The organism is Aeromonas diversa CDC 2478-85, assembly GCF_000819805.1.
GTDB classification, from domain to species: Bacteria; Pseudomonadota; Gammaproteobacteria; order Enterobacterales; family Aeromonadaceae; genus Aeromonas; species Aeromonas diversa.
Genome location: NZ_CDCE01000011.1, coordinates 123,037 through 148,022, shown reverse-complemented (window position 1 = coordinate 148,022; position 24,986 = coordinate 123,037). Strand labels below are relative to the sequence as shown.

Annotated in this window: 24 protein-coding genes; 12 read left to right on the top strand and 12 right to left on the bottom strand. The window is 61.5% G+C overall.

Features of this window, described 5'->3' with window-relative positions:
- Positions 1-17 precede the first annotated feature (17 nt).
- Positions 18-626, bottom strand: coding sequence for an arylesterase (locus tag BN1121_RS03220; RefSeq protein ID WP_005347608.1), 609 nt, complete (start codon positions 624-626; stop codon positions 18-20).
- On the opposite strand from BN1121_RS03220, the gene BN1121_RS03215 reads away from it, so the two are divergent.
- Together BN1121_RS03215 and BN1121_RS03210 are read left to right on the top strand one after the other, a co-directional pair.
- A complete protein-coding gene (locus BN1121_RS03215) occupies positions 625-1,311 on the top strand; it encodes an ABC transporter ATP-binding protein (protein ID WP_005347605.1) in 687 nt (228 codons plus the stop codon). The two genes, BN1121_RS03220 and BN1121_RS03215, sit on opposite strands and share 2 nt — an antisense overlap.
- On the top strand, positions 1,308-3,743 hold the full coding sequence (locus tag BN1121_RS03210; protein ID WP_005347603.1) for an ABC transporter permease: 2,436 nt from the start codon (positions 1,308-1,310) through the stop codon (positions 3,741-3,743). Before BN1121_RS03215 ends, BN1121_RS03210 begins: the two co-directional genes overlap by 4 nt.
- Positions 3,744-3,763: 20 nt before the next feature.
- On the opposite strand, the gene BN1121_RS03205 is transcribed toward BN1121_RS03210, so the two are convergent.
- The 3 genes from BN1121_RS03205 to BN1121_RS03195 form a co-directional block, all read right to left on the bottom strand.
- Positions 3,764-4,660: a TIGR01777 family oxidoreductase gene (locus tag BN1121_RS03205; protein ID WP_005347602.1), complete on the bottom strand. Its 897-nt coding sequence runs from the start codon at positions 4,658-4,660 to the stop codon at positions 3,764-3,766.
- A gap of 420 nt (positions 4,661-5,080) precedes the next feature.
- The gene (gene pta / locus BN1121_RS03200) at positions 5,081-7,246 is read right to left on the bottom strand and encodes a phosphate acetyltransferase (RefSeq protein WP_005347600.1); all 2,166 of its coding nucleotides are present in this window, start codon (positions 7,244-7,246) and stop codon (positions 5,081-5,083) included.
- 70 nt (positions 7,247-7,316) lie between these two features.
- On the bottom strand, positions 7,317-8,519 hold the full coding sequence (locus BN1121_RS03195) for an acetate kinase (RefSeq protein ID WP_005347597.1): 1,203 nt from the start codon (positions 8,517-8,519) through the stop codon (positions 7,317-7,319).
- A 299-nt stretch (positions 8,520-8,818) separates the two neighbouring features.
- On the opposite strand from BN1121_RS03195, the gene yfbV reads away from it, so the two are divergent.
- Entirely contained in the window at positions 8,819-9,256 is a 438-nt protein-coding gene (gene yfbV, locus BN1121_RS03190; protein WP_005347596.1) for a terminus macrodomain insulation protein YfbV, read from the top strand.
- Between the two features lie 50 nt (positions 9,257-9,306).
- Here the strand turns inward: yfbV and BN1121_RS03185 are convergent, their stop codons facing one another.
- The 3 genes from BN1121_RS03185 to BN1121_RS03175 form a co-directional block, all read right to left on the bottom strand.
- Positions 9,307-9,807 carry a YfbU family protein gene (locus tag BN1121_RS03185; protein ID WP_005347593.1) on the bottom strand — a complete coding sequence of 167 codons (501 nt, stop codon included), beginning with the start codon at positions 9,805-9,807 and terminating at the stop codon, positions 9,307-9,309.
- 284 nt (positions 9,808-10,091) lie between these two features.
- On the bottom strand, positions 10,092-10,556 hold the full coding sequence (gene bcp / locus BN1121_RS03180) for a thioredoxin-dependent thiol peroxidase (protein WP_005347592.1): 465 nt from the start codon (positions 10,554-10,556) through the stop codon (positions 10,092-10,094).
- Between the two features lie 21 nt (positions 10,557-10,577).
- Positions 10,578-11,111, bottom strand: a complete 534-nt coding sequence (locus BN1121_RS03175; protein WP_005347590.1) for a glycine cleavage system transcriptional repressor — start codon at positions 11,109-11,111, stop codon at positions 10,578-10,580.
- 115 nt (positions 11,112-11,226) lie between these two features.
- Here BN1121_RS03175 and dapA point away from each other — a divergent pair, with 115 nt between their 5' ends.
- From dapA to BN1121_RS03160, 3 genes are read left to right on the top strand one after another with little or no spacing between them, the layout of a single operon-like run.
- Entirely contained in the window at positions 11,227-12,114 is an 888-nt protein-coding gene (gene dapA / locus BN1121_RS03170) for a 4-hydroxy-tetrahydrodipicolinate synthase (RefSeq protein WP_005347587.1), read from the top strand.
- Complete coding sequence (gene bamC / locus BN1121_RS03165; protein WP_043157099.1) at positions 12,107-13,222, top strand: NlpB/DapX family lipoprotein; 1,116 nt, start codon at positions 12,107-12,109, stop codon at positions 13,220-13,222. The genes dapA and bamC overlap by 8 nt, the downstream gene beginning before the upstream one ends.
- Before the next feature lie 60 nt (positions 13,223-13,282).
- A complete protein-coding gene (locus tag BN1121_RS03160; RefSeq protein WP_005347583.1) occupies positions 13,283-14,383 on the top strand; it encodes a phosphoribosylaminoimidazolesuccinocarboxamide synthase in 1,101 nt (366 codons plus the stop codon).
- 74 nt (positions 14,384-14,457) lie between these two features.
- On the opposite strand, the gene BN1121_RS03155 is transcribed toward BN1121_RS03160, so the two are convergent.
- Positions 14,458-15,063, bottom strand: a complete 606-nt coding sequence (locus BN1121_RS03155; RefSeq protein WP_005347581.1) for a short chain dehydrogenase — start codon at positions 15,061-15,063, stop codon at positions 14,458-14,460.
- A gap of 111 nt (positions 15,064-15,174) precedes the next feature.
- Between BN1121_RS03155 and BN1121_RS03150 the strand changes: the two genes are divergently transcribed.
- On the top strand, positions 15,175-16,077 hold the full coding sequence (locus tag BN1121_RS03150) for a LysR family transcriptional regulator (RefSeq protein WP_005347579.1): 903 nt from the start codon (positions 15,175-15,177) through the stop codon (positions 16,075-16,077).
- A 51-nt stretch (positions 16,078-16,128) separates the two neighbouring features.
- Here BN1121_RS03150 and dxs read toward each other — a convergent pair whose 3' ends face one another.
- The 3 genes from dxs to xseB are packed head-to-tail and all read right to left on the bottom strand — an operon-like array spanning position 16,129 to position 19,154.
- A complete protein-coding gene (gene dxs, locus BN1121_RS03145) occupies positions 16,129-17,988 on the bottom strand; it encodes a 1-deoxy-D-xylulose-5-phosphate synthase (RefSeq protein WP_005347577.1) in 1,860 nt (619 codons plus the stop codon).
- Positions 17,989-18,011: 23 nt separating this feature from the next.
- Positions 18,012-18,902 (bottom strand): (2E,6E)-farnesyl diphosphate synthase, encoded by an 891-nt coding sequence (gene ispA / locus BN1121_RS03140; protein ID WP_005347575.1) that lies wholly within the window; start codon positions 18,900-18,902, stop codon positions 18,012-18,014.
- Entirely contained in the window at positions 18,903-19,154 is a 252-nt protein-coding gene (xseB, locus tag BN1121_RS03135; RefSeq protein WP_005347572.1) for an exodeoxyribonuclease VII small subunit, read from the bottom strand. It abuts the gene before it with no gap.
- A 212-nt stretch (positions 19,155-19,366) separates the two neighbouring features.
- Here xseB and pomA point away from each other — a divergent pair, with 212 nt between their 5' ends.
- From pomA to greA, 3 genes are all read left to right on the top strand, one after another.
- Entirely contained in the window at positions 19,367-20,125 is a 759-nt protein-coding gene (gene pomA, locus BN1121_RS03130) for a flagellar motor protein PomA (protein WP_005347553.1), read from the top strand.
- Positions 20,126-20,130: 5 nt separating this feature from the next.
- Positions 20,131-21,039 (top strand): flagellar motor protein MotB, encoded by a 909-nt coding sequence (locus BN1121_RS03125; protein ID WP_005347531.1) that lies wholly within the window; start codon positions 20,131-20,133, stop codon positions 21,037-21,039.
- A gap of 111 nt (positions 21,040-21,150) precedes the next feature.
- Positions 21,151-21,627, top strand: a complete 477-nt coding sequence (gene greA / locus BN1121_RS03120; RefSeq protein ID WP_005347527.1) for a transcription elongation factor GreA — start codon at positions 21,151-21,153, stop codon at positions 21,625-21,627.
- A gap of 337 nt (positions 21,628-21,964) precedes the next feature.
- Here the strand turns inward: greA and yhbY are convergent, their stop codons facing one another.
- A complete protein-coding gene (gene yhbY, locus BN1121_RS03115; RefSeq protein ID WP_005347524.1) occupies positions 21,965-22,261 on the bottom strand; it encodes a ribosome assembly RNA-binding protein YhbY in 297 nt (98 codons plus the stop codon).
- Positions 22,262-22,358: 97 nt separating this feature from the next.
- On the opposite strand from yhbY, the gene rlmE reads away from it, so the two are divergent.
- Together rlmE and ftsH are read left to right on the top strand one after the other, a co-directional pair.
- Positions 22,359-22,988, top strand: a complete 630-nt coding sequence (gene rlmE, locus BN1121_RS03110; protein WP_005347519.1) for a 23S rRNA (uridine(2552)-2'-O)-methyltransferase RlmE — start codon at positions 22,359-22,361, stop codon at positions 22,986-22,988.
- Between the two features lie 45 nt (positions 22,989-23,033).
- Positions 23,034-24,974 carry an ATP-dependent zinc metalloprotease FtsH gene (gene ftsH / locus BN1121_RS03105; RefSeq protein WP_005347515.1) on the top strand — a complete coding sequence of 647 codons (1,941 nt, stop codon included), beginning with the start codon at positions 23,034-23,036 and terminating at the stop codon, positions 24,972-24,974.
- Positions 24,975-24,986: the final 12 nt, after the last annotated feature.

Below are 24,986 nucleotides of genomic sequence, written 5' to 3'. Positions count from 1 at the left end.
GATAAGCCCCCTTCGTTTTATGGGGCCAGAAGGGGAGCAAGAAACTCGGCGACCCTGTCCCTTATCTGTGGCTGTGCCTCGGCCTTGGGATGGATGCCGTCATTCATCATGAGTTCAGGCCTTAATGCTATTTCATCGAGGAAGAAGGGGAGGAGCGGGAGGCGGTAAGCCTGTGCCAGCTCGGGATAGAGCTGTTCGAATTGCCGGGTGTAGCGGGCACCATAATTGGGCGGGAGCCGGATCTGGGTGAGAACAACCTGGGCACCGGATTGTTGGCTATCCCCGATCAGCGTCTTGAGGTTGCGCCTGGTCACGGGGGGAGGGAAGCCGCGCAGGCCGTCGTTTCCGCCCAGCGCGATCAACACCCAGTCCGGTTTGTGCTCCTCGAGCAGGCTTGGCAGCCGGGCCACGGCCCCCTGAGTGGTCTCGCCACTGATGCTGACATTGATGACTCTATGGGCCAGCCCCTCGCTCTGCCAGCGGCTCTGGAGCAGGGCTGGCCAGCTCTTCTCCACGGGCATCTGATAGCCGGCACTCAGGCTGTCCCCCAGAATCAGCAGACTCTGCGCCTGGACCAGTGCGATGGATCCCCAATAACAGAACAAGGCAATCAGGATACGCCCCATGACATTGACTCCCATTATCGAAGCTAGACGTGTTGAAAAGACGGTCTCCCTCGGGCAGGAGCGCCTCACCATCCTTGAGGGGATCTCCTTGCAAGTCAAGGCAGGAGAGACGGTCGCCCTGCTCGGGGCCTCCGGCTCGGGCAAGTCGACGCTGCTCGGGCTGCTGGCGGGGCTGGATCTGCCGAGTCGGGGTGAGGTGCTCATCAAGGGGCAGGACCTCGGCGCCCTTGACGAGGAGGGGCGGGCGCGCCTGCGCGCAGAGCAGCTGGGATTTGTTTTTCAGTCCTTCCTGCTGCTGCCGACCCTGACGGCCCTCGAGAACGTGATGCTTCCCGCCGAGCTACGGGGGGAGCGGGATGCCGAGCCCCGGGCTCGCACCCTGCTCGAACAGGTGGGCCTCGGCGCCCGCTTGCATCATTTGCCACCACGCCTATCCGGCGGGGAACAGCAGCGGGTCGCCCTGGCGCGCGCCTTTATCGGCCAGCCAGAGCTGCTGCTCGCCGACGAGCCGACCGGTAACCTCGATAGCAAGACGGGCGAGCGCATCATAGATCTCCTGTTCGAACTTAATCGGCAACACGGCACCACCCTGTTGGTGGTGACCCATGATCCCGCGTTGGCGCAGCGTTGTGGCCGCCGTCTGGAGATTGCAGCCGGCCGACTCGTCGCACAGGAGGGAGCATGACCCAGCCGTTGGCCTTGCGTCTGTTGTGGCGAGAGGGGTGGCAGGGAGAGCTGCGCTGGTTTGTGTTGGCGCTGGCCCTGTGTGTGACCTGCGTGGTGAGCGTGGCGCTCCTGGCCGACCGGCTGGATGCGGGTCTCAAGGCCTCGGGACGCGAGTTTATCGGGGGCGACAGAGTGCTGGTCAGCCCCAGAGCACTCCCTCAGTCGCGACTCGATGGTTGGCAGCAGGCGGGGACTCGGGTGCAGACCACGGTGAGCTTCAACACCATGCTGTTTCACCAAGAGGCGTTCCAACTCGCCTCTCTGCGTGCCGTACCGTCAGGATTCCCATTCTACGGCTCGCTCAAGCGGGACCCCGTCGTCACGCTCGCACCGGGAACTATCTGGTTGTCGCCCCGCCTGATGCCGCTGCTCGGTGCCCGCGTGGGCGATCGGGTCGAGGTAGGCAATGCGACCCTTACGGTGGCGGCCACCCTGCTGGAGGAGCCGGATCAGGGCTTCAGCCCCTTCCAGTTGGCGCCACGTGCGCTGGTGCATGAGGCCGACCTGGTGCGTATCGGCGCCCTGCTGCCGGGAAGCCGTCAGGAGTGGCGCTATTTGCTACAGGCCGGGCGTGACCAGCTGCCCGCACTGGATCGAACGCGGCCCAAGGAGGCAGGGATAAGCTGGCTCACACCCGAGAGTGGCGATAGCCGCAGCGGCAGAACGCTCGCCAATGCCGAACGCTTCTTTCGTCTGGCCGCTCTCACCGGTGTCTTGCTCGGCGCACTGGCCATGGCCATCGCCGTCCGCCACTTCGCCGAGCGCCAGACCGGCATGGTGGCCCTGCTCAAGACCCTGGGGGCAACGCGCGCCACCTTGTGGCGCCTGCTCGGCGCTCTGTTGCTCGGCCTGACATTGATCGGCGGTGGCATAGGGTTGTTGCTCGGGCTGGTGGTGCAGGGGATAGCGCTGATGACGTTGCAGGGGCTGCTGCCTGCCGAGCTGCCACCGCCCTCGTGGCGGCCCTTCGCCCTGGCCATGGCGGTGGCGCTCTTCATCACCCTGATGCTCTCCCTCATTCCCTTCTTGCGCCTGCTGCGCATTCCCCCGCTACGGGTGCTGCGTAAAGAGGTCGAGGCCGACATCGCGGGCCATTGGGCCATCCCGGTGGGACTGCTCGGCCTGTTCCTGTTGGTGTGGGGATTGATGGGAGACGGTCTGCTTGCGCTGGGTCTCATCGGTGGCATGGCACTGCTGATGGGACTGCTGGCTCTGCTGGGGCTGCTATTGCTGCGGTTAGGGCGAGGGGTCGGTGGGCCGCGTTCTCTGCGCCTGGCGGTGGGGCGCATGGCTCGCGAGCGCGGACGCGGCCTGTTCCAGTTGGCCGGTTTCTCCCTCGCCCTGCTGCTGCTGGGGCTGCTGTGGGCGGTGCGCAGTGACCTCATCGGTGACATTGACCGCCATCTGCCGGCCGATGCCCCCAACCGCTTCCTGGTCAACCTGATGCCAGAAGAGCGCATCCCTGTGCTGGCTCTGCTCAAGGAGGCCGGCGCCAAGACCTCAGATTTCTACCCCATGGTGCGCGGCCGCCTGACCAGCATCGCCGGCGAGGCGGTGGCCTCGGGGGGCAAACCCGGGCGCGAGGGTATAGAGCGCGAGCTTAACTTCACCACCACAGAGACCCTGCCATTTGGCAATCGCATCACGGCCGGGGAGTGGCGACATGGCCCAGGCCAGGTGTCGGTGGACGCCGAGGTGGCGGCCAGGCTCGGCATCCGGCTGGGGGATACTCTCGGCTTCACCATAGAGGGGCGTGCCTTCACGGCCACAGTGACCAGTTTGCGGGCCATCCGCTGGGATTCCTTGCGTCCCAACTTCTTCATGATCTTCTCACCGGATCTGCTGGCGCCCTTCAACCTCACCTGGATGGGCAGCTATCGGTTACCCGCTGGAGCGCAATCGGCGGAGCTGGAGCTGGTGCGCCATTATCCGACCGTCAGCCTCATCGATGTGGAGGATCTCATCACGCGGCTCTCTGCGGTCTCGGCTCAGGTGAGCCGGGCCTTGGCGCTGATGCTGGGGTTGGTGACGGTCGCCGCCTTGCTGGTATTGCTGGCCCAGACCCAGGCATCCCTGGCGGCGCGGCGCGGTGAGCTCATCCTGATGCGCACGCTTGGTGCGTCGGGGCCCTTGCTCTCGGGCATGCTGAGTTGGGAGTTGATGATAACGGGCGCCGTTGCAGGACTGTGCGCCGCCCTGATTGCCGAGGGCGGCGTGCTCTTCCTGCAGGTGTGGTGGTTCTCTGGCTCGGCCACCTGGCACCCCGAGATCTGGATGGGATTGCCCCTGCTGGGGGCGCTGCTGGTGACCCTGGTCGGTCAGGGGTGGCGCCGCCATCTGCTCGGCGGCACCCTGAGTGGACGATTACGTACTATGGGACAGCCGCTCTAACTGCGCGGTCTCTACCGGGTTCAGGCCAACAGCTCGGTGAGGGCGGGTGCCAGCTCGGGATAGTTGAAGCGAAACCCCGCCTCCTGCAGCCGGGTTGGCAGCACAGCCTGACCGGTCAGCAGTAGATCGCTCGCCTCGCCCATGGTCAGGCGCAGCAGGGTGGCCGGCACGTGCAAGAGGTGGGGACGGTGCAGCGCGGTGGCCAGGGTCTTGCTAAATTGTCGATTGCTCACCGGATGGGGCGCCGTGCCGTTGTAGATCCCCTGGCACTCCTCGTGCTCGAGCAGAAACAGGATGGCACGTACGAGATCCAGCTGGTGGACCCAGCTCATCATCTGCTCCCCCGAGCCCATGGGGCCGCCCAGTCCCAGCCGGTAGGGTAGCAGCATCTTGGCCAGCGCCCCTCCCTCTTTGCCGAGCACGATACCGATCCGCAGCACACAAACCCGGGTCTGCCTGCTGCGCGCCTGCAGGGCAAGGGATTCCCAGCGTTGGCAGAGCTGATGGGTGAACTCGAGGTGAGGCTGCTGGCACGACTCATCGATGGGGGCTGCGCCTTGTCGGCCATACCAGCCGACGGCAGAGGCGTTGATCAAGACGCGAGGGGGGATCTCGGAGAGCTGGATCAGATCGATCAGCTGCTCGGTCAGCAACCAGCGGCTGTCACACAGCAGCTGCTTGCGCTCTTCACTCCATCGCCCGGCGGCGATGGGTTCACCGGCCAGGTTGATCACGGCGTCGAAGCCATCCAGATTGTCGAGGCGATCCAGGTTGTCGATGATATCGAGATCGTGGCCGAGTAATTGCCAGGCGCGTGGGCGATCCCGACTCAGGATCACCAGATCGTGCTGTTGCTTGAGTAGGGCGACCAATTTACGGCCAATAAAACCGGTTCCTCCGGTGATCAGGATCTTCATGTCGGCTCCTTTACCTCTGTGCCCATTACTCTAGTCATTCCCAAAAAAGGGAACAAGTTGTTGTATTACTTGAGCTTGTTTGGCTCTGACCGAGGTGGCGGGCGGGGCCTTGGTGCGAGGCTTGTTGACGTTATTTTCTTTCAAAAGATCTGAAAACTATCCACAAAATCTGTGGAAAACTCTGTAGATTAGCCGTGTTTCTCTTTTTATTTGTATGATTTATATGAAGATTTTATTTCTGTTTCAGAATGTGGCCTCCTTGTGCAAGGGATTGCCGGTGGGTGAGTGATTGCTCTTTCCTTAGGCCTCGGGGGACAAGGGGGCGCAGGATCCTCTCGCGGATCCACCATGTTGATCCCTGAGATCAAACGAGCATAAAAAAACCCCGCCGAAGCGGGGTTTATACCGTCACTGAGGTGATCAGGCCTGGGCTGCGTCCTGTTGGGCAGCCTGGATCCCGGTCAGGGCGATGGTGTAGACGATATCGTCTACCAGGGCGCCACGGGAGAGGTCGTTGACCGGCTTGCGCATGCCTTGCAGCATGGGACCGATAGAGACCAGCTCGGCGGAGCGCTGTACCGCCTTGTAGGTGGTGTTGCCGGTGTTCAGATCCGGGAACACGAACACGGTGGCCTTGCCGGCAACCGGGGAGTTCGGAGCCTTGGACTTGGCCACGTTCTCCATGATGGCCGCGTCGTACTGCAGCGGGCCATCGATCACCAGATCCGGGCGCTTCTCCTGGGCGATGCGGGTTGCTTCGCGTACCTTGTCCACATCGGCGCCGGCGCCAGAGGTACCGGTCGAGTAGGAGATCATGGCCACGCGTGGCTCGATGCCGAAGGCGGCGGCCGATTCGGCGGACTGGATGGCGATCTCGGCCAGCTGCTCGGCGCTCGGGTCCGGGTTGATGGCACAGTCACCGTAGACCAGCACCTGATCCGGCAGCAGCATGAAGAAGATCGAGGAGATCAGGGAAGAGCCCGGGGCTGTCTTGATGATCTGCATCGGCGGACGGATGGTGTTGGCGGTGGTGTGTACCGCGCCGGAGACTAGGCCGTCGACTTCGTTGCGCTCCAGCATCATGGTGCCCAGCACCACGTTGTCTTCCAGCTGCTCGCGGGCGACCACTTCGGTCATGCCCTTGTTCTTGCGCAGCTCGACCAGGCGGCTCACGTAGCGCTCGCGCACTTCTACCGGATCGAGGATCTCGACGCGATCGGTCAGGATCACGCCTTGCTGATCGGCGACGCGACGGATCTCTTCCGGGTTACCCAACAGCACCGGACGGGCGATGCCACGCTCGGCACAGATGGCGGCGGCCTTGATGGTCCGCGGCTCTTCCCCTTCCGGCAGCACCACGCGCTTGTTGGCCTGGCGAGCCAGCTCGGTCAGCTGGTAACGGAAGGCCGGCGGGCTCAGGCGGCGGGAGCGGGTTGACTTGGCGGAGAGAGACTCGATCCAGTGCTTGTCGATGTGACCGGCCACATAGTCCTGCACCAGCTCGATACGCTCGCGGTCATCTTCCGGGATATCGACGTTGAAGTTCTGCAGGCTGACGGCGGTCTGCCAGGTGTTGGTCCCAATCATCATGATCGGCAGGCCGGTGGCCATGGCCTGTTGGCACAGGGCCATCACCTGCGGCTCCGGATGGTAGTTACCGGTCAGCAGCAGAGCGCCCAGCTTGGTGCCGTTCATGGCGGACAGGCAGGCGGAGACGATCACGTCGGAGCGGTCGCCGGAGGTCACCAGCAGACTGCCCGGACGGAAGTGCTCGACCATGTTGTGAATGGAGCGGGCGCAGAAGGTCACGGTCTGCAGGCGGCGAGCGTCGAGCTCACCCTTGTTGATGATCTTGGCGGCCAAGTGCTTGGCGAGATCCTTGGCGCGCGGGGCGATCAGCTGGGTGTTCCAGGGGATGCAACCCAGGATGCGCAGCGGGCTCTTGCCGAAGACTTGCAGCACTTCCAGGTTGTGCGCCGGATCGGCACCCTGGTGGTGAGCTTCGAACATCTCGGTCAGATCGGGGCGGGTTACGCCGTGCTCGTCAACCGGTGCACCGACCTTGTTGATGATGCAGCCGACGATGCGCTTGTTGGCGACGCCGCCGAAGTTGGAGCAGGCCAGCTCGATGCGCTCTTTGAGCTTCTGGCTGGAGTCGTTGCCCGGATGGGTCACGAATACCATGTCGGCGTCCAGCGCCTTGGCGACATCGTAGTTCAGCTTGTTGGCAAAGGGTTGCTTGTCGGTCGGAACCAGGCCTTCGACCACCACCACTTCCGCGCCGCTGGCTTTCACGTGCTCTTCGAAGCGGGCCACGATCTCTTCCAGCAGGATATCGGTGTTGCTGGTGGTGATCATGTTCTCGGCGTAGGAGAGAGCGAACGGCTCGGGCGGATTGATGTTGGCGGCGGCGCGGATGACGGCGCTGGAGCGCTCGGGTCCGGTTTCGCCCGGACGCGGTTGGGCGACCGGCTTGAAGAAGCTCACGTTGACACCGTGACGCTCCATGGCGCGAACCACGCCGAGGCTCACGGAAGTCACGCCGACACCGGTGCCGACCGGGATAAGCATAATAGTGCGTGCCACTTTATACCCCTTGATTGTTTTGGGATCAGGAAAAGGCCGCCCTGAGGCGGCCTTGCTTTACAGCTAAATCTTAGGCGCCGACCAGTTCCAGCGCGTCGTGGGCGATGACCCACTCTTCGTTGGTCGGGATAACCAGAGCCTTGGTGGAGCCAGCCTTGGTGATCTCGCCGCCCTTGCCGAAGCGTGCGGCCAGGTTGGCGTCGTGGTCGACGTCGAAGCCCAGCAGGCCCAGCTTGCCCAGGGTGATCTCGCGGATCGGGGCGGAGTTCTCACCGATACCACCGGTGAAGACCACGGCGTCGAGACGACCGTCCATGGCGGCGGCGTAGGCACCGATGTACTTGGCCAGACGGTAGCAGTACACGTCCATGGCGCGCTTGGCTTCTTCCTTGCTGTCGTAGTTGTCTTCAACGAAACGGCAGTCGGAGGTGACTTCGGTCAGACCCATCAGGCCGGACTCCTTGGTCAGCATGGCGTTGATCTGATCGACGCTCATGCCCAGCTTGTCGTGCAGGAAGAAGATGATGGCCGGATCGATGTCACCGGAGCGGGTACCCATCACCAGGCCTTCCAGCGGGGTCAGACCCATGGAGGTGTCGACGGACTGGCCGTTCTTGATGGCACAGACGGAGCCGCCGTTGCCCAGGTGGCAGTTGATGATGTTCAGTTCTTCCACCGGCTTGTTCAGCTGCTTGGCCGCTTCCAGGCTGATGTAGTAGTGGCTGGTACCATGGGCGCCGTAGCGACGGATGCCGTTCTCTGTGTAGAGCTTGTACGGCAGGGCATAGAGGTAAGCCTCTTGCGGCATGGTCTGGTGGAAGGCGGTATCGAACACGGCGACGTTCTTGTCGGCCAGCTCGGGGAATACCTTCATGGCGGCGCGGATGCCGATCAGGTGAGCCGGGTTGTGCAGCGGCGCGTAGGGGATGGCGGCTTCGATGCCGGCGATGACGTCGTCGCAGATCACCACGGAGGAGGTGAAGCGCTCGCCGCCGTGCACGACGCGATGGCCGATGGCAACCAGGTTCTTGGCCAGCTCGGGGTTGAGCGGCAGGATCTTGTGAACGATAAAGTCCAGGGCCTCCTGGTGAGCCGCACCGGCTCCCAGATCGGCGTTGCCCTTCTCACCGTTGAGCTTCCACTTGATGCGGGCATCCGCCAGGTTGAAGCACTCGGCCAGGCCGGAGAGCAGGTCATCACCGGTGTTGGCGTCGATGACGGCGAATTTGAGGGAAGAGCTGCCACAGTTAAGAACAAGAACCAGCTTACTCATGAATTAATCCTATCGCAGAATGGTTATACAGGCGTCCGACTCGGGCGCGGGGCGACTGACGGTTCAGGTGTTGGGTCATCGGGAGAGTTGGCATTTTTCAGCCTTCGCCTTGTATAGTGATAACAAGGCTCCGATGACAGGCGTGAACGGCGTGGCCGGCACGCAAAAAAAGGCGCACAAAGGATAACCCGTTTGTTGGAAAATAACAAAGTCATCCTCAATCATTGTTGGCTTACATCAAAAAAAGTTGAGGTTTTGCGATTTAAGTGGTGGTCTGGTCGACATAGAGGAGCCCTGTGATGGATTTTTTTGGAAGTAAATTACAGATTGGCCGCCGCTACCTCGCCGTGTGGCCGCGTCGTGCCGAGCTCAATTCCCTCTTCCCGGAAAACCGGGTGATTCATGCCATCGAATTTGGTGCCAGGGTGCTGCCCCCCGTCGTGGTCATCTGCATCATGCTGCAGTACCAGTTTGGAGACGGCCTCTATTGGCCCTCCGTCATCACCACAGTCCTCTTCATGCTAAGCCTGCCTCTGCAGGGTTACTACTGGCTTGGTCGGCGTGCCGTCACGCCGCTGCCGCCGTCACTGGCGAGCTGGTATCGCGAGATCAACGGTCGCATGAGTGAGCAGGGTGGCCCAGCCCGTCGACTGGTGGCCAATCCCCGCTATCAGGAGTTGGCTGAGACGCTCAGGGCGGCTTTCGACCAACTCGATAAGTCCTTTCTCTACGAATAATCCAACCCGGATAGCATAAAGGCGCCCGCAGGCGCCTTTGCTGATCCCGATCAGGCATTGAGGATTTTTCGCAGCTCCTGCACCGAGAGCTTGTAGTGGCGCGGACACGCTCGCCAGGCCGTGAGCATGCGCTGATACTTGCCGCGCATGGCCACATCACTGGAGAGCTCTTCGCAGGGGCAATCGACTTCGGCAAAGCGTTTCTCCACCTCGAGCAGGAAGCAGACGTAGTCGGCCAACTCACCCTCGTGGCTGCGGCTGTACCCGATGAAGCGCAGGCGCGCCTGCGGAATCTCGGCATGCTCCTCGGCGGCGAGGTTCTCCCAGGAGACGGCCATGGCGTGGTGCATCTCCAGGGTATCGATCACCTCCTGGCAGGTGTCCCGGTCGAGGTGCCCGAGCCCTTTTTCCAGCTCCAGCAACTGCAGGGCGTAGCCGCGCTCGACGATGGTCTTGGCGCGCAGATAGGTCTCGGCCTGCTGCGGGTTGAGCTTGGCCAGGATCTCGTACTGGTTGCTGAGGATCAGGCGCTCGGAGTGGCTCATGTTCATGGTGCGGTCTCGCTCGAAAGATACTGGGGCCACCATAACCTATCTGTGGAATGAATTTTTTGATCTGGGCAGGGGGATGACGGGGATACCGGAAAACAGCCTGCGATGAATTAATCGTTGGTGGGACTCTTGCGGGCGCCTGTAAAACGGTTGACACTGTGGCGGTCGCCCAGTGCGATCCACCACCAAGGCAGTCTCTTTTCAGCATCTCGCGGTGCTGCAATAACAAAAAATAGCGGGGCCGGCATTTGCCGGCCCCGCGTCATTTTCACCTGACTCGCGGCTTAACCGGCCAGGTAGTCGAGCACCACCTGGTGGTGATCGCTGGTTTTGAACTTGTTGAAGACGTGGGCCACCTTGCCCTGTTCGTCGATGAGGAAGCTGATGCGGTGAATGCCGTCATACTCCTTGCCCATGAACTTCTTCGGACCCCATACGCCGAAGGCGTCAGCCACGGCATGATCTTCGTCCGCCAGCAGGGTGAAGTTGAGCCGATCGCGCTCTTCAAATTTCTTCAACCGTTTGGCGCTGTCCGGGCTGATGCCGAGCACCACCAGGTTGTGGGCGGCCAGATCGGCCTGAACGTCACGCAGGCTGCAAGCCTGGGTGGTGCAGCCGGGGGTCATGGCCTTGGGATAGAAGTAGACCAGCACTTTCTTGCCGCGCAGGTCCTGAAGGGATACCGGGTTGCCGTTTTGATCCGGCAGGGTGAAGTCGGGAGCCTGGGCTCCGGCTTGCAGCATCTGCATGGGTGCTCCTTGTGGTTCGATTCAGGCGTGTCGTTGGTTGAAGGCGATGCGAAACGACTGGGCGCCCAGCTCGCGACAGAAGTCGGCGAAGGCCTGTTCATGCTCGGTCGTGCTCTGTCCCTCGGCCAGCATGAGTGCGAAGTTGACCTTGAGCAGGTTATAAGGAGTCTGCTCCAGGGTCTCGGACTGCATGGCGTGAATGTCCCAGCCGCCGGCGCTGAAGTACTGGGTACAGCGTCCGACGATACCCGGCTCGTCACGGATCAGGATTTCCGCCTCGGCCGAAAGGGGGTAATCGCGGGTCTGATGGCGCTCGGTGCGCTTCATCATGGTAATAAGGTCCCACTCCTGGCTACGCAGGGGCAGGGTGATCTCGAGTTGCATCAGGCTGTTCCAATCGCCGGATAGCAACATGATAAAGGTGAACTCCTGTCCGAAGATCCCGAGCCTGCTGTCGACTATGTTGCAGCCACAGTCGGTTACATGGCGGGTCACTTCATTGACGATGCCGGGCCTGTCGGTGCCGATGGCGGTCACTACCAGGTAGTGGGTCATGGGTCATCTCTCGTCCTGAAATTTTCGCCATGGTATCACGCTTGCGGTGGGGGCTCCTTGTTTTTGCAACTGCCGCGCCTTACCATTACGGCCCTGAATTTCAGGAGAAAAATCCATGCTGCGCGGTAGTATCGTTGCCCTTGTCACCCCCATGTCACCGAGTGGTGAGGTGGACTGGCCCAGCCTCTCACGTCTGGTCGAATATCATGTGGCAAGCGGCACCAGCGCCATCGTCGCCGTCGGCACTACCGGCGAGTCGGTGACCTTAAGCGGGGCCGAGCACATCGCCGTGGTCGAGCGCTGCGTCGAACTGGCTGCCGGGCGTATCCCGGTGATCGCCGGTTGCGGCTCCAACAACACCGCCCACGCCATCGAACTGGCCCGCCGGTTTGAACAAAGCGGCGTGGTGGCAGGTCTCAGCGTCACTCCCTATTACAACAAACCCACCCAAGAGGGGCTCTATCGCCACTATTGCGCCATCGCCGAGGCTAGTGGTCTGCCCCAGATCCTTTATAATGTGCCCGGTCGCACCGGCTGTGATCTCAAGCCGGAGACGGTGGGTCGCCTGGCCAGCCAGGCCGGCATTATCGGTCTCAAGGAGGCCACCGGCGATCTGACCCGTACCCCGCTGCTGCGTGAGCTGTGCGGAGCGGATTTCGCCCTCTACAGTGGCGATGATGAGACCGGATGTGATTTCATGCTGCAAGGCGGCGACGGCGTTATTTCCGTCACCACCAATATTGCGGCGGCCCTGATGGCCGACATGTGTCGCGCCGCCCTGGCCAAGGAGGCCGATGTGGCTCAGGCCATCAACCAGAGGTTGATGGCCCTGCACCGGACCCTGTTTATCGAACCGAGCCCGATCCCGGTCAAGTGGGCCTGTGCCCAGCTCGACCTGATCGCCTCGGCCACCCTACGCCTGCCGCTCACCGACCTGACCCCGGAGGGGGAGGTGGCGATGCGTCAGGCCCTGAAGAGTGCGGAGTTGATTGCGAGTGTCTAAAGCAAATGGAAGAGTACGCGCTGCACGCCTGACCCTGGGCGTCATCAGCATGGCCATGCTGGCTGCCTGCAGCAGCCCGCAAGAGCGGAAGATGGCCAATCGCGGCTTCGAGTATGAGGAGGCCAAGCTGGAAGGGCGTGCCTTCCTCATCCCGGCAGGCCTGCAATCCCCGCGCTTCAGCAGCGACTATGATGTGCCACCTCTCCCCGAGTCGAGCCGCGACGGGGTGACCGGAGCCAAGGTCGATGTTCGTCCGCCAGCCCAGCTGTTGACTGTGGTTCCGGGCAGCCAGATCGTGCAGGGCGCCGGCGAACCCACCATCGCCTACTATGCCCTGAGCACCTCTCAGGATGTGGGGTCCGATGCCTGGGCTTTCCTGATGAACTTCCTGGCCAAGTTTGGTGTGACCACCGAGCAGCTGGATCGCAACGCGGGTACCCTGGAAACCGGCTGGTTCACCAATACCGCAGCCCTCGACGGCTGGGGTGAAGAGGATGACGATTATCAGATCCGTCAGCGTTATCTCTTTACCCTCAAGCGTGACGATGTGCGCCACTCGGTCAACGTCTCGGTTCGCGTACTGCAGCACGAGGAGGAGATGGATGGTGAGAAGAGCACGACGCTGAGCCAGGATGAGGCACGTCGTTATGCGGTGCGCGCCCTCAATCAGTTCAGCCTCTACTATGACCAGCAGCTCAAGAGCCGTGAGCAGCATAAGTCTGCGACCGGCATGGGCCTCGCCCTTGGCTTTGACAACAACGAGCTGAGTGCCTGGGTGGCCGATGCGCCGTTTGAACAGGTATGGCTGCGGGTGAACCGCCTGTTGCCCGGCTACGGCTTCACCATCAAGGATACCCAGCAGTCTCTGGGCTGGATCGATGTCGAGTACGACGATCCGGGCAAGGAGTTCTGGCAGCAGGCCGGTGCCGAGCCGTTCAATCTCGAAGAAGGGAAGTACCGCTTCCAGCTCGGCGAGATGACGGGCGGCAAGACCTCCATCACCCTCTTCGACGAGGACAAGAAGCCGGTCAAATCGAGCGTGGTGTCGCAGATGCACATCACCCTCTCCAAGGCCTTCGCCAAGGCCATGGCAGACAAAACCGAATAAGAAACAGGGGCCTAGTGCCCCTGTTTTGTTATCCCCCCACAACAGGAAGTGTTACCAACCATGAGTCTTGCAGATCAAGTACTGGCGGTGAATGATGACCTGCCGATCCGTACCGACCGTCCCGTCCACTCCGGTAAGGTGCGCAGTGTTTACTGGCTGACCGCTGCCGACAGCGCTCGCCTCATTCGCGAGAAGGGGTACGACGTACCGGCCAACACGCCGCTCGCCATCATGGTGATCAGCGATCGGATCTCCGCCTTCGACTGCATCTGGCAAGGGGAAGAGGGGCTGGCCGGTGTGCCTGGCAAGGGCGCGGCCCTGAATGCTATCTCCAGCCACTGGTTCAAGTTGTTCCGGGAGCAGGGTCTGGCCGACAGCCATATCCTCGACATCCCGCACCCCTTCGTCTGGATCGTGCAGCAGGCCAGCCCGGTGCGCGTCGAGGCGATTGCCCGTCAATACATCACCGGCTCCATGTGGCGTGCCTATCAGAGCGGTGAGCGCGAGTTCTGCGGCATCACCCTGCCCGAGGGGCTAAAGAAAGACCAGAAGCTGCCGGATCTGCTCATCACGCCTTCCACCAAGGGGGTGCTGTGCGGACTCGAGGGCGTGCCCGAAGCCGATGACGTCAACGTCTCCCGCGCCGATCTGGAGCGCCACTACCAGGCTTTCGGCTTCCGCTCACTGGACGACATCGCGCGCTACGAGACCCTGCTCAAGGAAGGGTTTGGGGTGATTGGCGAGGCGCTGGCCAAGATCGATCAGGTCTTCGTCGACACCAAGTTCGAGTTCGGTTACGTGGCCGATGCCGCCGGCAACGAGAAGCTCATCTACATGGATGAGGTGGGTACCCCCGACAGCTCCCGCATCTGGGACGGTGCGGCCCATCGCGACGGCCAGATCGTCGAGCAGTCCAAGGAAGGCTTCCGCCAATGGCTGCTGACCCACTTCCCGGACCCGGACATCCTGCTCAACAAGAACCGGATGGACGAGCGCTTTGCCCTGGCACACAACAACAAGCTGCCGGTCGAGGTGATGATGGATATCTCTCGCACCTACCTCGGCATCGCCGAGAAGGTGGTGGGCCACCCGATCGCCCTGAGCGCCAACCCCAAGCAGGAGATCATCGAGGTGTTGACCGATTACGGCCTCATCGAGTGATTTTTTGGCTTTAGCTGCCAAACGTTTGCTTTGGCTGATGCGAGTAGGGGCCTCCACCGGGAGGCCCCTTTTTATTATCCAAATACGGGGTAGACGCGCCCGCTCTGGATCCCGAGCACCGATTTGCGGTAGGCCTGGGCAACCCGCTCGGCGGGCACCGGCACAAACCCCGGGAAGAAGGGGGCGTATTTGTCCATCGATTCGCTCAGCACGGTCGGGCTCACCGCATTGATGCGCAGGCCCCGTGGCAGCTCGCAGGCGGCCGCCTGCACGAAGTGGTTGATGGCGCCATTGATGGTGCAGGCACTGCTGCCAGATGCGATGGGCTCGTCGCTCAGGATGCCGCTCACCAGGGTGATGGAGCCGGCGTCGCGCAGGTGCGGGATGGCGGCGCGGGTCAGGTTGATTTGACCCATCAGCTTGCTGGTGAGGCCGTGCTGCCACTGGGCGTCGCTCATCTCGGTCAGTGGCGCGAAAGCCACCTCACCGCTGGCGACCACCAGGGCGTCGAAGAGACCGATACGGGCGAACAGATCGCGGCAGGCCTGGCTGTCGGTCATGTCGACCCGCTCCTGGCCGCGGCTGCGGCCGACCGTGATGATCTCGTTGCCTTCGGCCAGTGCCGCGTGTACGGCGCGGCCCAGGGTGCCGGCGGCGCCGACGATGACGATGCGTTTCATGATGAGCTCCTTGTTGGGGACGAACGATTGGGGATGAACCACATCATAGAGGAACCAATCTGGTGAAAAAGCGCTTAACATGAACGCATTGTTGCGAATTTGGAGTTAATCGTGGATATCGCCCAGCTCGAGAGTTTCTATCAGGTGGTGCGCCACGGCAGCTTTTCAGCCGCCGCCGACGCCCTCGACGTGAGCAAGGGCGCCCTGAGCCGCCATGTCACGGCTCTGGAGGCCTCGCTCTGTGCCCAGTTGCTGCAGCGCACCACTCGCCGCCTGGTACTGACGGAGGCCGGCCAGAGTCTGTATGCCCAGGCGGGGCAGATCTTCGCTCTCAAGCTACAGGCCGAGCAGAGCGTGCGAGCCCTGACCGAGGAGGAGAGCGGGGTGCTGCGTTTCACCGCGCCGGTCAGCACCGGCGAGCGCCTGGTGGCGGATCTGGTTGCACGCTTCGGCCAGCTCTGCCCGCAGGTGCGCCTCGAGCTCGATCTCAGCAATGCCCCTCAGGATCTCTCCCTGGGGCAGAGCGATCTGGCCCTGCGCGCCATGGAGCGGCTACCGGAGGATCTGGTGGCGCGGCACATTGGTCGCCTCAAGGATCTGGTGGTGGCGAGCCCCGCCTTGCTGGCCCGGGTTGGTGCGCCGCAGACGCCATTCGAACTGGCGGCGCGCCCTTGCCTGCTACAGGGCAGCAACCCGGCCTGGGACGAGTGGTGCTTGTTGCGTCAGGGGGAGGAGGCGCGGGTGACGGTGCAGGGCACGGTGCGGGTCAACCACTATGGCAGTGCACTGCGCCTGGCCGAGGCCGGGGTGGGGTTGGCCAAGGCGCCGCTGCTGCTGGTCGAGGAGGCGCTGGCGGCAGGGCGTCTGGTGCAGGTTCTGCCCGAGTGGCACGGCGCCCTGCACCCCTTGTATCTGCTGCATGCCCCCCAGCGCCCCCTGCCGGCCAAGCTGCGCCGCTTCAAGGAACTAATTCTGGCCTGGTTCGAGGACCATCCCCACTACTGGGTGCCCTGAGGCGGCATAAAAAAACGGGCCCGTGGGGCCCGTCTTCGTGCATCCGGCCAATCAGGCCAGGTAGCGCTCGATGGCGGTGCGAATGCCGTCGCCGTCGAGGCCGAGCAGGGCGTAGATCTCCTCCTGGGTGCCCTGCTCGACGAAGCGATCGGGCAGGCCCAGGTTGAGCACGGGGCGCAGCAGTCGCTCGCGCATCAGGAATTCGTTGACCGCCGAGCCGGCGCCGCCCTGAATGGCGTTATCCTCGACCGTCACCAGCACCTCGTGACGCTCGGCCAGATCGCGCAGCAGTGCCTCGTCCAGCGGTTTGACGAAGCGCATGTCGACCAGGGTGGCGTCCAGCGCCTCGGCGGCGATCCGGGCCTGGGAGAGCAGGGTGCCGAAGGCCAGGATAGCGATCTTGCCGCCCTCTCGTTCGATGCGCCCCTTGCCGATGGGAAGGGTGTCGAGATCCTCTCCGGCAGCGATGCCGGTGCCACTGCCACGCGGGTAGCGCACTGCGGCCGGGCCGTTGTGGCGGTAGCCGGTGCAGAGCATCAGGCGACACTCGCGCTCGTCGGAAGGCGTCATTATCACCATGTTGGGTACGGTACGCAGGAAGCCGATGTCGAACGCCCCCTGATGCGTCGGACCGTCGGCGCCGACCAGACCGGCACGATCGATGGCAAACAGCACCGGTAGATTCTGCAGGGCCACGTCGTGGATCACCTGATCGTAGGCGCGCTGCAGGAAGCTCGAATAGATGGCCACTACCGGCTTCTTACCCTCGATGGCGAGGCCGGCGGCAAAGGTCACCGCGTGCTGTTCGGCGATGGCTACGTCGAAGTAACGGCTCGGATACTGCTGGCTGAATTTGACCAGCCCGGACCCTTCACGCATCGCCGGGGTGATACCGATGAGGTGTTCATCTTGCGCAGCCATGTCACACAGCCACTGGCCAAAGATGGCGGAGAAGCTTGGTTGGCCACCACTCTTGGGCAGGGCGGACGCGTCCGGGTTGAACTTGGGCACGCCGTGATAGCCGATGGGATCTTTCTCGGCGGGCTCGTAGCCCTTGCCCTTCTTGGTCTTGACGTGCAGCAGCTGAGGCCCCTTGAGACTGCGCATGTTGCGCAGGGTCTCGATCAGGGCGTCGATGTCATGGCCGTCGATGGGGCCTATGTAGTTGAACCCGAACTCCTCGAACAGGGTGCCCGGCACCACCATCCCCTTGAGGTGCTCCTCGGCGCGCTTGGCCAGCTCTTTCACCGGTGGCATGCCGGAGAGTACCTTCTTGCCCCCCTCGCGGATGGTGGTGTAGAGCTTGCCCGACATGAGGCGTGCCAGGTTGTTGTTGACCGCCCCCACGTTCTCGGAGATGGACATCTCGTTGTCGTTGAGAATGACCAGCATGTCCTTGTGCACGTCGCCGGCGTGATTGAGCGCCTCGAATGCCATGCCTGCGGTGAGGGCGCCGTCGCCGATGATGGCAACCACCTTGCGTCCCAGCCCCTCTTCCTCGGCGGCGACGGCCATGCCCAGCGCGGCGCCAATCGAGGTGCTGGAGTGGCCAACCGACAGCACGTCATACTCGCTTTCACCGCGCCACGGGAAGGGGTGCAGGCCATCCTTCTGGCGGATGGTGTGCATGCGATCCCGTCGCCCGGTCAGGATCTTGTGAGGATAGGCCTGGTGTCCCACGTCCCACACCAGCCGATCGAACGGGGTGTTGTAGACGTAATGCAGGGCCACCGTCAGCTCGACGGTGCCGAGCCCCGAGGCGAGATGGCCGCTGGAGCGGCTCACCGAGCGCAGCAGGTACTCGCGCAGCTCGTTACAGAGCAGGGGCAGGCGCTCGCGGGGGAGGGATCTCAGCTCGATCGGGGTATCGGCCAAGGCCAGGTTGGGATAGTGGTTGATGTCGACGCTCATTTTATTTGAATCGTGTCCAGCGTTCAGTGGGTTCGTTCGACTATGTAGTCGGCGAACGCTTCCAGAATGTCCGTATTGTAGGGCAGGGAGTGCAGCGCCGTTAAGGCGCGCTGGTGTAATTCGCGGGCCAGCTCACGGGCCCCTTCTATGCCAATCAATGAGGGATAGGTGCTCTTCTCATGGGCAAGATCGGAGCCTTGTGGCTTGCCCAGGGTGGCTGTGTCGCCGATGATGTCGAGGATGTCATCCTGCACCTGGAAGGCGAGGCCGATAGCGGCCGCATAGTCACGCAGTGCGGTCAGTGTCGCTTCGTCCATATCGGGGCGGCACAAGGCGCCCAGCGTGACGGCGCAGCGGATCAGTGCGCCCGTCTTGTGGCGATGGATCGTCTCCAGCTGGGAGAGCCCCAGCTGTTGGCGCTCCCCTTCCATGTCCAGCGCCTGGCCGCCACACATGCCGGCATAGCCGGAGGCGCGGGCCAGCTCGGAGAGCATGCGAACCCGGTTCGGCAGCAGCTCGGGGCCCATGGGGTGATCGGCCAGGATGGAGAAGGCGAGGGTCTGCAGGGCATCCCCCGCCAGGATGGCGGTCGCCTCATCGAAGGCCTTGTGGACAGTCGGTTGGCCGCGGCGCAGATCATCGTCGTCCATGGCCGGCAGATCGTCGTGAATGAGCGAGTAGGCGTGGATGCACTCGACGGCAGCGGCAGGGCCGTCCAACACCTGTGGGTCGACCCCGAGCATTTCGCCCACGGCGTAAACCAGGAAGGGGCGTACCCGTTTGCCGCCGAGCAACAGGCCGTGGGACATGGCCTGCTTGAGACGCGGAGCTGTCAGCGGCAGGGTATCGAGGTGGTGTTGCAGTGCCTGATCGATGCGGGCCCGGTGTTGTTCGGTAAAGGGTTCCAAAGACACTCAATCCTCTCCTTGTCCAGGCTTGAACTCGGCCAGCGACGCCTGACCGTGGCTGTCGTTCATCAGGATCTGGATCTTCTGCTCGGCTTGTTCCAACTTGGCCTGGCCGGCGCGCACCAGATTGATGCCCTGTTCGAACTGCTTGAGCGCGTCTTCGAGGGGCAGGGAGCCCTGCTCCAGTTGTTGAACTATGGCTTCCAACTCCGCCAGGGTGGCATCAAAACTCAGGCGGTCACTCTTCTTGCTGGCCATCTTGGTCCTCTGGGGGGTGGAAAACGCCTTATAGTAACACCAGAGTGGACGTCGGGGGAGGATGAAAGCGGCGTGCGGGTTAAACTCAGAAAGCTTGGTGCCGATACAGGTGAGCCAGCTGGGACAGAGGCGACAGGGCTTTGTCACCTGTTGTACATTACGCAGTAAATTCAAATAACTACTGTTTTTCTTGGGCCGACAGGAGCAGCGACGTGGATCTGGGCAGTTTAATCGGGGTAGTGCTGGGATTTGGGGTGGTGATCTACGGCATGCTGCTGGGGGGGCCGGTGAGCATGTATGTGGATATACCCTCCGTCATGATCACCATCTTCGGTTCACTCTTCATCGCCATGATGAAGTTCAATCTGGGTCAGTTTCTGACTTCATTCAAGGTCGCCGGTAAGGCCTTTATGTACAAGAGCGACAAGCTCGAGGAGCTTATCGCCAAATCGGTTGAGCTGGCTGACGCCGCCCGTAAGGGGGGCTTCCTGGCTCTGGAGGCCGCCGAGATCCCCAACTCTTTCATGAAGAAGGGGATCGACATGCTGGTCGATGGCCATGATGCCGAAGTGGTGCGCTCTGTGCTGGAGAAGGATATCGAGCTGACGGCCGAGCGCCACTCCATTGCCATCAAGGTGTTCAAGACCATAGGTGACCTCGGTCCTGCCATGGGCATGATAGGTACCCTGGTCGGCCTGGTGGCGATGCTCTCTAACATGAGCGATCCCAAGTCGATCGGCCCGGCCATGGCGGTCGCCCTGTTGACCACCCTTTATGGCGCTATCGAGGCCAACATGCTGGCGCTGCCGATTGCCGACAAGCTGGACCTGCGTAGTGGCGAGGAGAAGTTGTCCCGCTGTCTCATCCTCGACGCCGTGATGGGGATTCAGGATGGCCAGAACCCCAGGGTCATCGAAGCCATGCTGAAAAACTATCTCAACCAGTCCAAGCGTGATGTGGGCGGGGAGTAAGAAATATGGCCGACTGTAAGTGCCCACCGCCCGGCCTGCCCTCTTATATGGGTACCTTCGCCGATCTGATGTCTCTGCTCATGTGCTTCTTCGTGCTGCTGCTCTCGTTTGCCGAGATGGATGTGCAGAAGTTCAAGCAGATTGCGGGCTCGATGGAGAAGGCATTCGGCGTGCAAAATATTCTGGAGGTCAAAGACATCCCCAAGGGGACCTCGGTCATTGCCCAGGAGTTTCGGCCCGGTCGTCCCGAACCAACCCCTATCGATACTGTGATGCAGCAGACGGTCGACCTGACCCAGACCGAACTCGATTTCCAGCCCGGTAAAGAGGATACCTCGGGCGGACAGAAGAATCAGGATGGCTCCGAGGCCGGTGGGCGAGGCAAGGAAGTCGCTGCCAGCGCCAGCAGCAATGCCGAGGCGCAGGCGCAATCCAATGCCTTGGCCCAGCAATTGGCGCAGCAGCTTAACGATCAGATCAAGGACGATTCCATCGAAATTGAGGCGCTGGGACAGCAGGTGATCATTCGCATTCGTGAAAAGGCAGCCTTCCCGGCCGGCTCTGCCTTCTTGCAGCCTCAGTTTTGGCCGGTGATCACCAAGGTTGCCAAGTTGCTCAAGGATGTGCCGGGGGAGATTACCGTTTCTGGCCATACCGATAACAGCCCGACGTCTAACGAGCTCTACAGCTCCAACTGGGATCTTTCAACCCAGCGAGCGGTCGCGGTCGCTCATCAGATGATCAAAGTGCCGGGGTTTGGCGAGAATCGCCTGATTGTCCAGGGAATGGCCGATACTCACCCGCTGGTACCCAATACCACCATTGAGAACAGGCGCATGAATCGGCGTGTGGAAATTGCCATCATGCAGGGCAAGCCCAAGGTCAGCGAGCCTCTCTCTGTGCCCGCAGAGTGACCGTTCGACTTGGATTTGTGGGAGCGACATATTAATATGCCCTCCCACAACCCATGACAGTGGCGGGTTTCCGGCTGCTGTCTCTGTCTTTATGTAACCCAGGTTTCGACTATGAATCATACTCCGATGACTGTGCGCGGCGCCGAAAAGCTGCGTCAAGAGCTTGAACATCTCAAGACTGTGTTGCGCCCGCAGATTATCGAAGCCATTGCCGAAGCGCGTGAGCACGGTGATTTGAAAGAGAACGCCGAATATCATGCAGCCCGGGAGCAGCAGGGGTTCTGCGAAGGGCGCATCCAGGAAATCGAGAGCAAGCTCTCCAACGCTCAAGTCATCGATGTGACCAAGATTGCCAACAATGGTCGTGTCATCTTCGGGGCGACTGTCACCCTGCTTAAAGTGGAAGAGGACGAAGAGGTCATCTACCGCATCGTGGGTGACGATGAAGCAGATATCAAACAGAACCTTATTTCGGTCAATTCCCCCATCGCGCGGGCCTTGATCGGTAAGGAAGTGGACGACGTGGCCGTGGTCAAGACACCGGCCGGAGATGTGGAGTACGAGGTACTCGACGTTCAGTATCTCTGAGTCGATAGAGAGTGATACGGGGAGCCCAGGCTCCCCGTTTTGATTGCTAATGGCGCTGTCCATCAGGATATGCTACCGATACTGCAAACGCGGTGTTTGCAAAGAATCCCGCAGGTTGCGGATGAGGGGCTGAGGTGTGGCCAGGCGTTGGGGCGTGATAAGCGTCTCCGGACGCCCACGACCCCCCTGTACAGCAGAATCCATCTGTTTGTGGTGTGTGCTGCGCCCTTAATGGTCGCCTCTCACTCTGTATTCATCACAGGTTAAGAGGCGCGACGCTAGCTTGGTCGCCTGCTTCATGCAGGTCGCAGGGTGAGGAGAGAGCCAGGCTCTCTCTTTATTTGCGGGGCAGGGAGATCTTGGGTTCTTGCGCCTGACGATAGATGGTCAGGATATGGCCCATGGTCTGCACCTTGATGGCTCCGGTTTCGCGCACAATGGCGTCGAAGATCAACTGCTTGGTCTCACGATCTGAGGTCGCTACCTTGACCTTGATCAGTTCGTGATGCGCCAGGGCGACATCGATCTCGGCCAGCACGCCTTCGGTCAGGCCATGTTGCCCGAGCAGTACGACCGGCTTGAGGCTATGGGCGAGTCCTTTCAGATACTGTTTCTGTTTGTTGTTCAGCGTCATGGCAATTTCTTCGTCAATCAGGGTTGAAAGGGGCGTATTCTAACCCCACTTAGCCCTCAATAGTAATAACCCTCGCGGTTTTTTGAAGTCGGAAATCATGACCCAAAAGAAACGTTCCGCCAGCTCGACACGCTGGTTGAAAGAACACTTTGATGATCAATATGTTAAAAAGGCCCAGCAGAGGGGACTGCGCTCGCGCGCCGTATTCAAGCTGGAAGAGATCCAGGGTAAGGATCGCTTGCTCAAACCCGGTATGACGGTGGTGGATCTGGGGGCGGCGCCCGGTAGCTGGTCCCAGTATACCGTCGATCTGGTGGGTGAGCGGGGGCGTGTCATCGCCTGTGACATTCTGCCTATGGATCCCATCGCCGGTGTCGATTTCCTGCAGGGGGACTTTAGGGAGGATAGTGTTCTCTCTGCCCTGCTGGAGCGGGTTGGACCCGATAAGGTGGACGTGGTCATGTCTGACATGGCGCCCAACATGAGTGGCGCGCAGCAGGTGGATCAGGCTCGCTCCATGTATCTGGTCGAGCTGGCCCTGGACATGTGCCATCAGGTGCTACGCCCCGACGGCGCCTTCGTGGTCAAGGTGTTTCAGGGGGAGGGGTTCACCTCCTATCTGGATGAAATGAAAAAGATTTTTAAGGCCGTCAAGATTCGCAAGCCAGACTCATCAAGAGCCCGTTCACGGGAAGTCTACATTGTGGCTACCGGTTTTAAACTGTAGTACCCTAACTTTTGTCGTTAACTGTCAGTCTGCGAGGTTACGGATTTGAGTGACATGGCGAAAAATTTAATCCTGTGGCTGGTTATCGCCGTCGTATTGATGTCGGTGTTCAACAGCTTCAGCCCCAGTGATACCGCCGGGCGACAGCTGGATTACACCAGTTTCGTCAAGGAAGTGACCCAGGAGCAGATCCGTGAAGTGCGGATTGACGGCAAGGTCATCAACGGGGTCAAGCGCAGTGGTGAGCGCTTCCTGACCGTGATACCGGCTCAGGACGATCAACTGCTCAACGACCTCATCAATCACAATGTGAAGGTTGAGGGTGTCAAACCCGAAGAACCTTCCCTCATCACCTCTATCTTCATCTCCTGGTTCCCCATGCTGTTGCTGATCGGGGTCTGGGTATTCTTCATGCGTCAGATGCAGGGCGGTGGTGGCAAGGGCGCCATGTCGTTTGGCAAGAGCAAAGCGCGCCTGATGGGTGAAGATCAGATCAAGACCACCTTTGCCGATGTCGCGGGCTGTGACGAGGCGAAGGAAGAGGTCAAGGAGCTGGTCGATTACCTGCGCGATCCCAGCAAATTCCAGAAGCTGGGCGGCAAGATCCCGACCGGCGTCTTGATGGTCGGTCCTCCCGGTACCGGTAAGACCCTGCTGGCCAAAGCCATCGCCGGTGAGGCCAAGGTGCCCTTCTTCACCATCTCGGGCTCCGACTTCGTCGAGATGTTTGTCGGTGTGGGTGCATCCCGTGTCCGCGACATGTTTGATCAGGCCAAGAAGTCTGCCCCCTGCATCATCTTCATCGATGAGATCGATGCGGTTGGTCGCCAGCGTGGCGCTGGTCTCGGCGGTGGACACGATGAGCGTGAGCAGACCCTGAACCAGATGCTGGTTGAGATGGACGGCTTCGAAGGCAACGAAGGCATCATCGTCATCGCCGCGACCAACCGTCCGGACGTGCTGGACCCGGCGCTGCTGCGTCCCGGCCGCTTCGACCGCCAGGTCGTGGTAGGCCTGCCGGATGTGCGTGGTCGTGAACAGATCCTCAAGGTGCACATGCGTAAGGTGCCGTTGGCCGATGACGTCAACCCGGCCCTGATCGCCCGTGGTACCCCCGGCTTCTCCGGTGCCGATCTGGCCAACCTGGTGAACGAGGCTGCCCTCTTCTCCGCCCGTGAGAACCGCCGTGTGGTCTCCATGGCCGAGTTTGAAAAAGCCAAGGACAAGATCATGATGGGCGCCGAGCGCCGCTCTATGGTCATGAAGGAGTCTGAGAAGGAGATGACCGCCTACCACGAGGCAGGCCATGCCATCATAGGTCGCCTGGTGCCGGATCACGATCCTGTCTACAAGGTTTCCATCATTCCCCGTGGCCGCGCGCTCGGTGTGACCATGTATCTGCCGGAGCAGGATCGCTGGAGCCACTCCAAGCAGCATCTGGAGTCCATGATCTCCAGCCTGTATGGCGGCCGTCTGGCGGAAGAGCTGATCTACGGTGCCGAGAAGGTGTCCACCGGCGCCTCCAACGACATCGAACGCGCCACCGAGATCGCTCGCAAGATGGTGACCCAGTGGGGCATGTCCGAGCGTCTCGGTCCCATGCTCTATGCCGAGGAGGAAGGTGAAGTGTTCCTCGGTCGCAGCATGGCCAAGGCCAAACACATGTCCGACGATACCGCTCGCATCATCGATGCCGAGGTCAAGCAGGTCATCGATCGTAACTACGATCGTGCCAAGCAGATGCTGGTCGATAACATGGATATCCTGCACTCCATGAAGGATGCCCTGATGAAGTACGAGACCATCGATGCCAAGCAGATCGACGATCTGATGGCGCGTCGTGAGGTCCGCGCTCCCAGCAACTGGCACGATGAGCATGGCGATACTCCCCAGGGAGGGGCGCCTGCCGATGCCGCACCTGTCGCGCAAGAGAGCGCCAAGCCGGATGCGGACATCAACAAGGCCAACGATCTGCCGGCCCAGTAAGTCGCACACCAC

Excerpts from the sequence above, each read along its gene's own strand:
- bcp (WP_005347592.1), bottom strand. The coding sequence starts at position 10,556 with ATGCAGATGCTGCAAGCCGGAGCCCAGGCTCCCGACTTCACCCTGCCG.
- yfbV (WP_005347596.1), top strand. The coding sequence starts at position 8,819 with ATGGATTTTTTTGGAAGTAAATTACAGATTGGCCGCCGCTACCTCGCC.
- BN1121_RS03220 (WP_005347608.1), bottom strand. The coding sequence starts at position 626 with ATGGGGCGTATCCTGATTGCCTTGTTCTGTTATTGGGGATCCATCGCA.
- BN1121_RS03210 (WP_005347603.1), top strand. The coding sequence starts at position 1,308 with ATGACCCAGCCGTTGGCCTTGCGTCTGTTGTGGCGAGAGGGGTGGCAG.
- xseB (WP_005347572.1), bottom strand. The coding sequence starts at position 19,154 with ATGGCCAGCAAGAAGAGTGACCGCCTGAGTTTTGATGCCACCCTGGCG.
- BN1121_RS03215 (WP_005347605.1), top strand. The coding sequence starts at position 625 with ATGACATTGACTCCCATTATCGAAGCTAGACGTGTTGAAAAGACGGTC.
- yhbY (WP_005347524.1), bottom strand. The coding sequence starts at position 22,261 with ATGACGCTGAACAACAAACAGAAACAGTATCTGAAAGGACTCGCCCAT.
- BN1121_RS03155 (WP_005347581.1), bottom strand. The coding sequence starts at position 15,063 with ATGAAACGCATCGTCATCGTCGGCGCCGCCGGCACCCTGGGCCGCGCC.
- rlmE (WP_005347519.1), top strand. The coding sequence starts at position 22,359 with ATGACCCAAAAGAAACGTTCCGCCAGCTCGACACGCTGGTTGAAAGAA.
- BN1121_RS03175 (WP_005347590.1), bottom strand. The coding sequence starts at position 11,111 with ATGACCCACTACCTGGTAGTGACCGCCATCGGCACCGACAGGCCCGGC.
- dxs (WP_005347577.1), bottom strand. The coding sequence starts at position 17,988 with ATGAGCGTCGACATCAACCACTATCCCAACCTGGCCTTGGCCGATACC.
- dapA (WP_005347587.1), top strand. The coding sequence starts at position 11,227 with ATGCTGCGCGGTAGTATCGTTGCCCTTGTCACCCCCATGTCACCGAGT.
- BN1121_RS03205 (WP_005347602.1), bottom strand. The coding sequence starts at position 4,660 with ATGAAGATCCTGATCACCGGAGGAACCGGTTTTATTGGCCGTAAATTG.
- BN1121_RS03185 (WP_005347593.1), bottom strand. The coding sequence starts at position 9,807 with ATGAACATGAGCCACTCCGAGCGCCTGATCCTCAGCAACCAGTACGAG.
- BN1121_RS03125 (WP_005347531.1), top strand. The coding sequence starts at position 20,131 with ATGGCCGACTGTAAGTGCCCACCGCCCGGCCTGCCCTCTTATATGGGT.
- greA (WP_005347527.1), top strand. The coding sequence starts at position 21,151 with ATGAATCATACTCCGATGACTGTGCGCGGCGCCGAAAAGCTGCGTCAA.
- BN1121_RS03195 (WP_005347597.1), bottom strand. The coding sequence starts at position 8,519 with ATGAGTAAGCTGGTTCTTGTTCTTAACTGTGGCAGCTCTTCCCTCAAA.
- BN1121_RS03160 (WP_005347583.1), top strand. The coding sequence starts at position 13,283 with ATGAGTCTTGCAGATCAAGTACTGGCGGTGAATGATGACCTGCCGATC.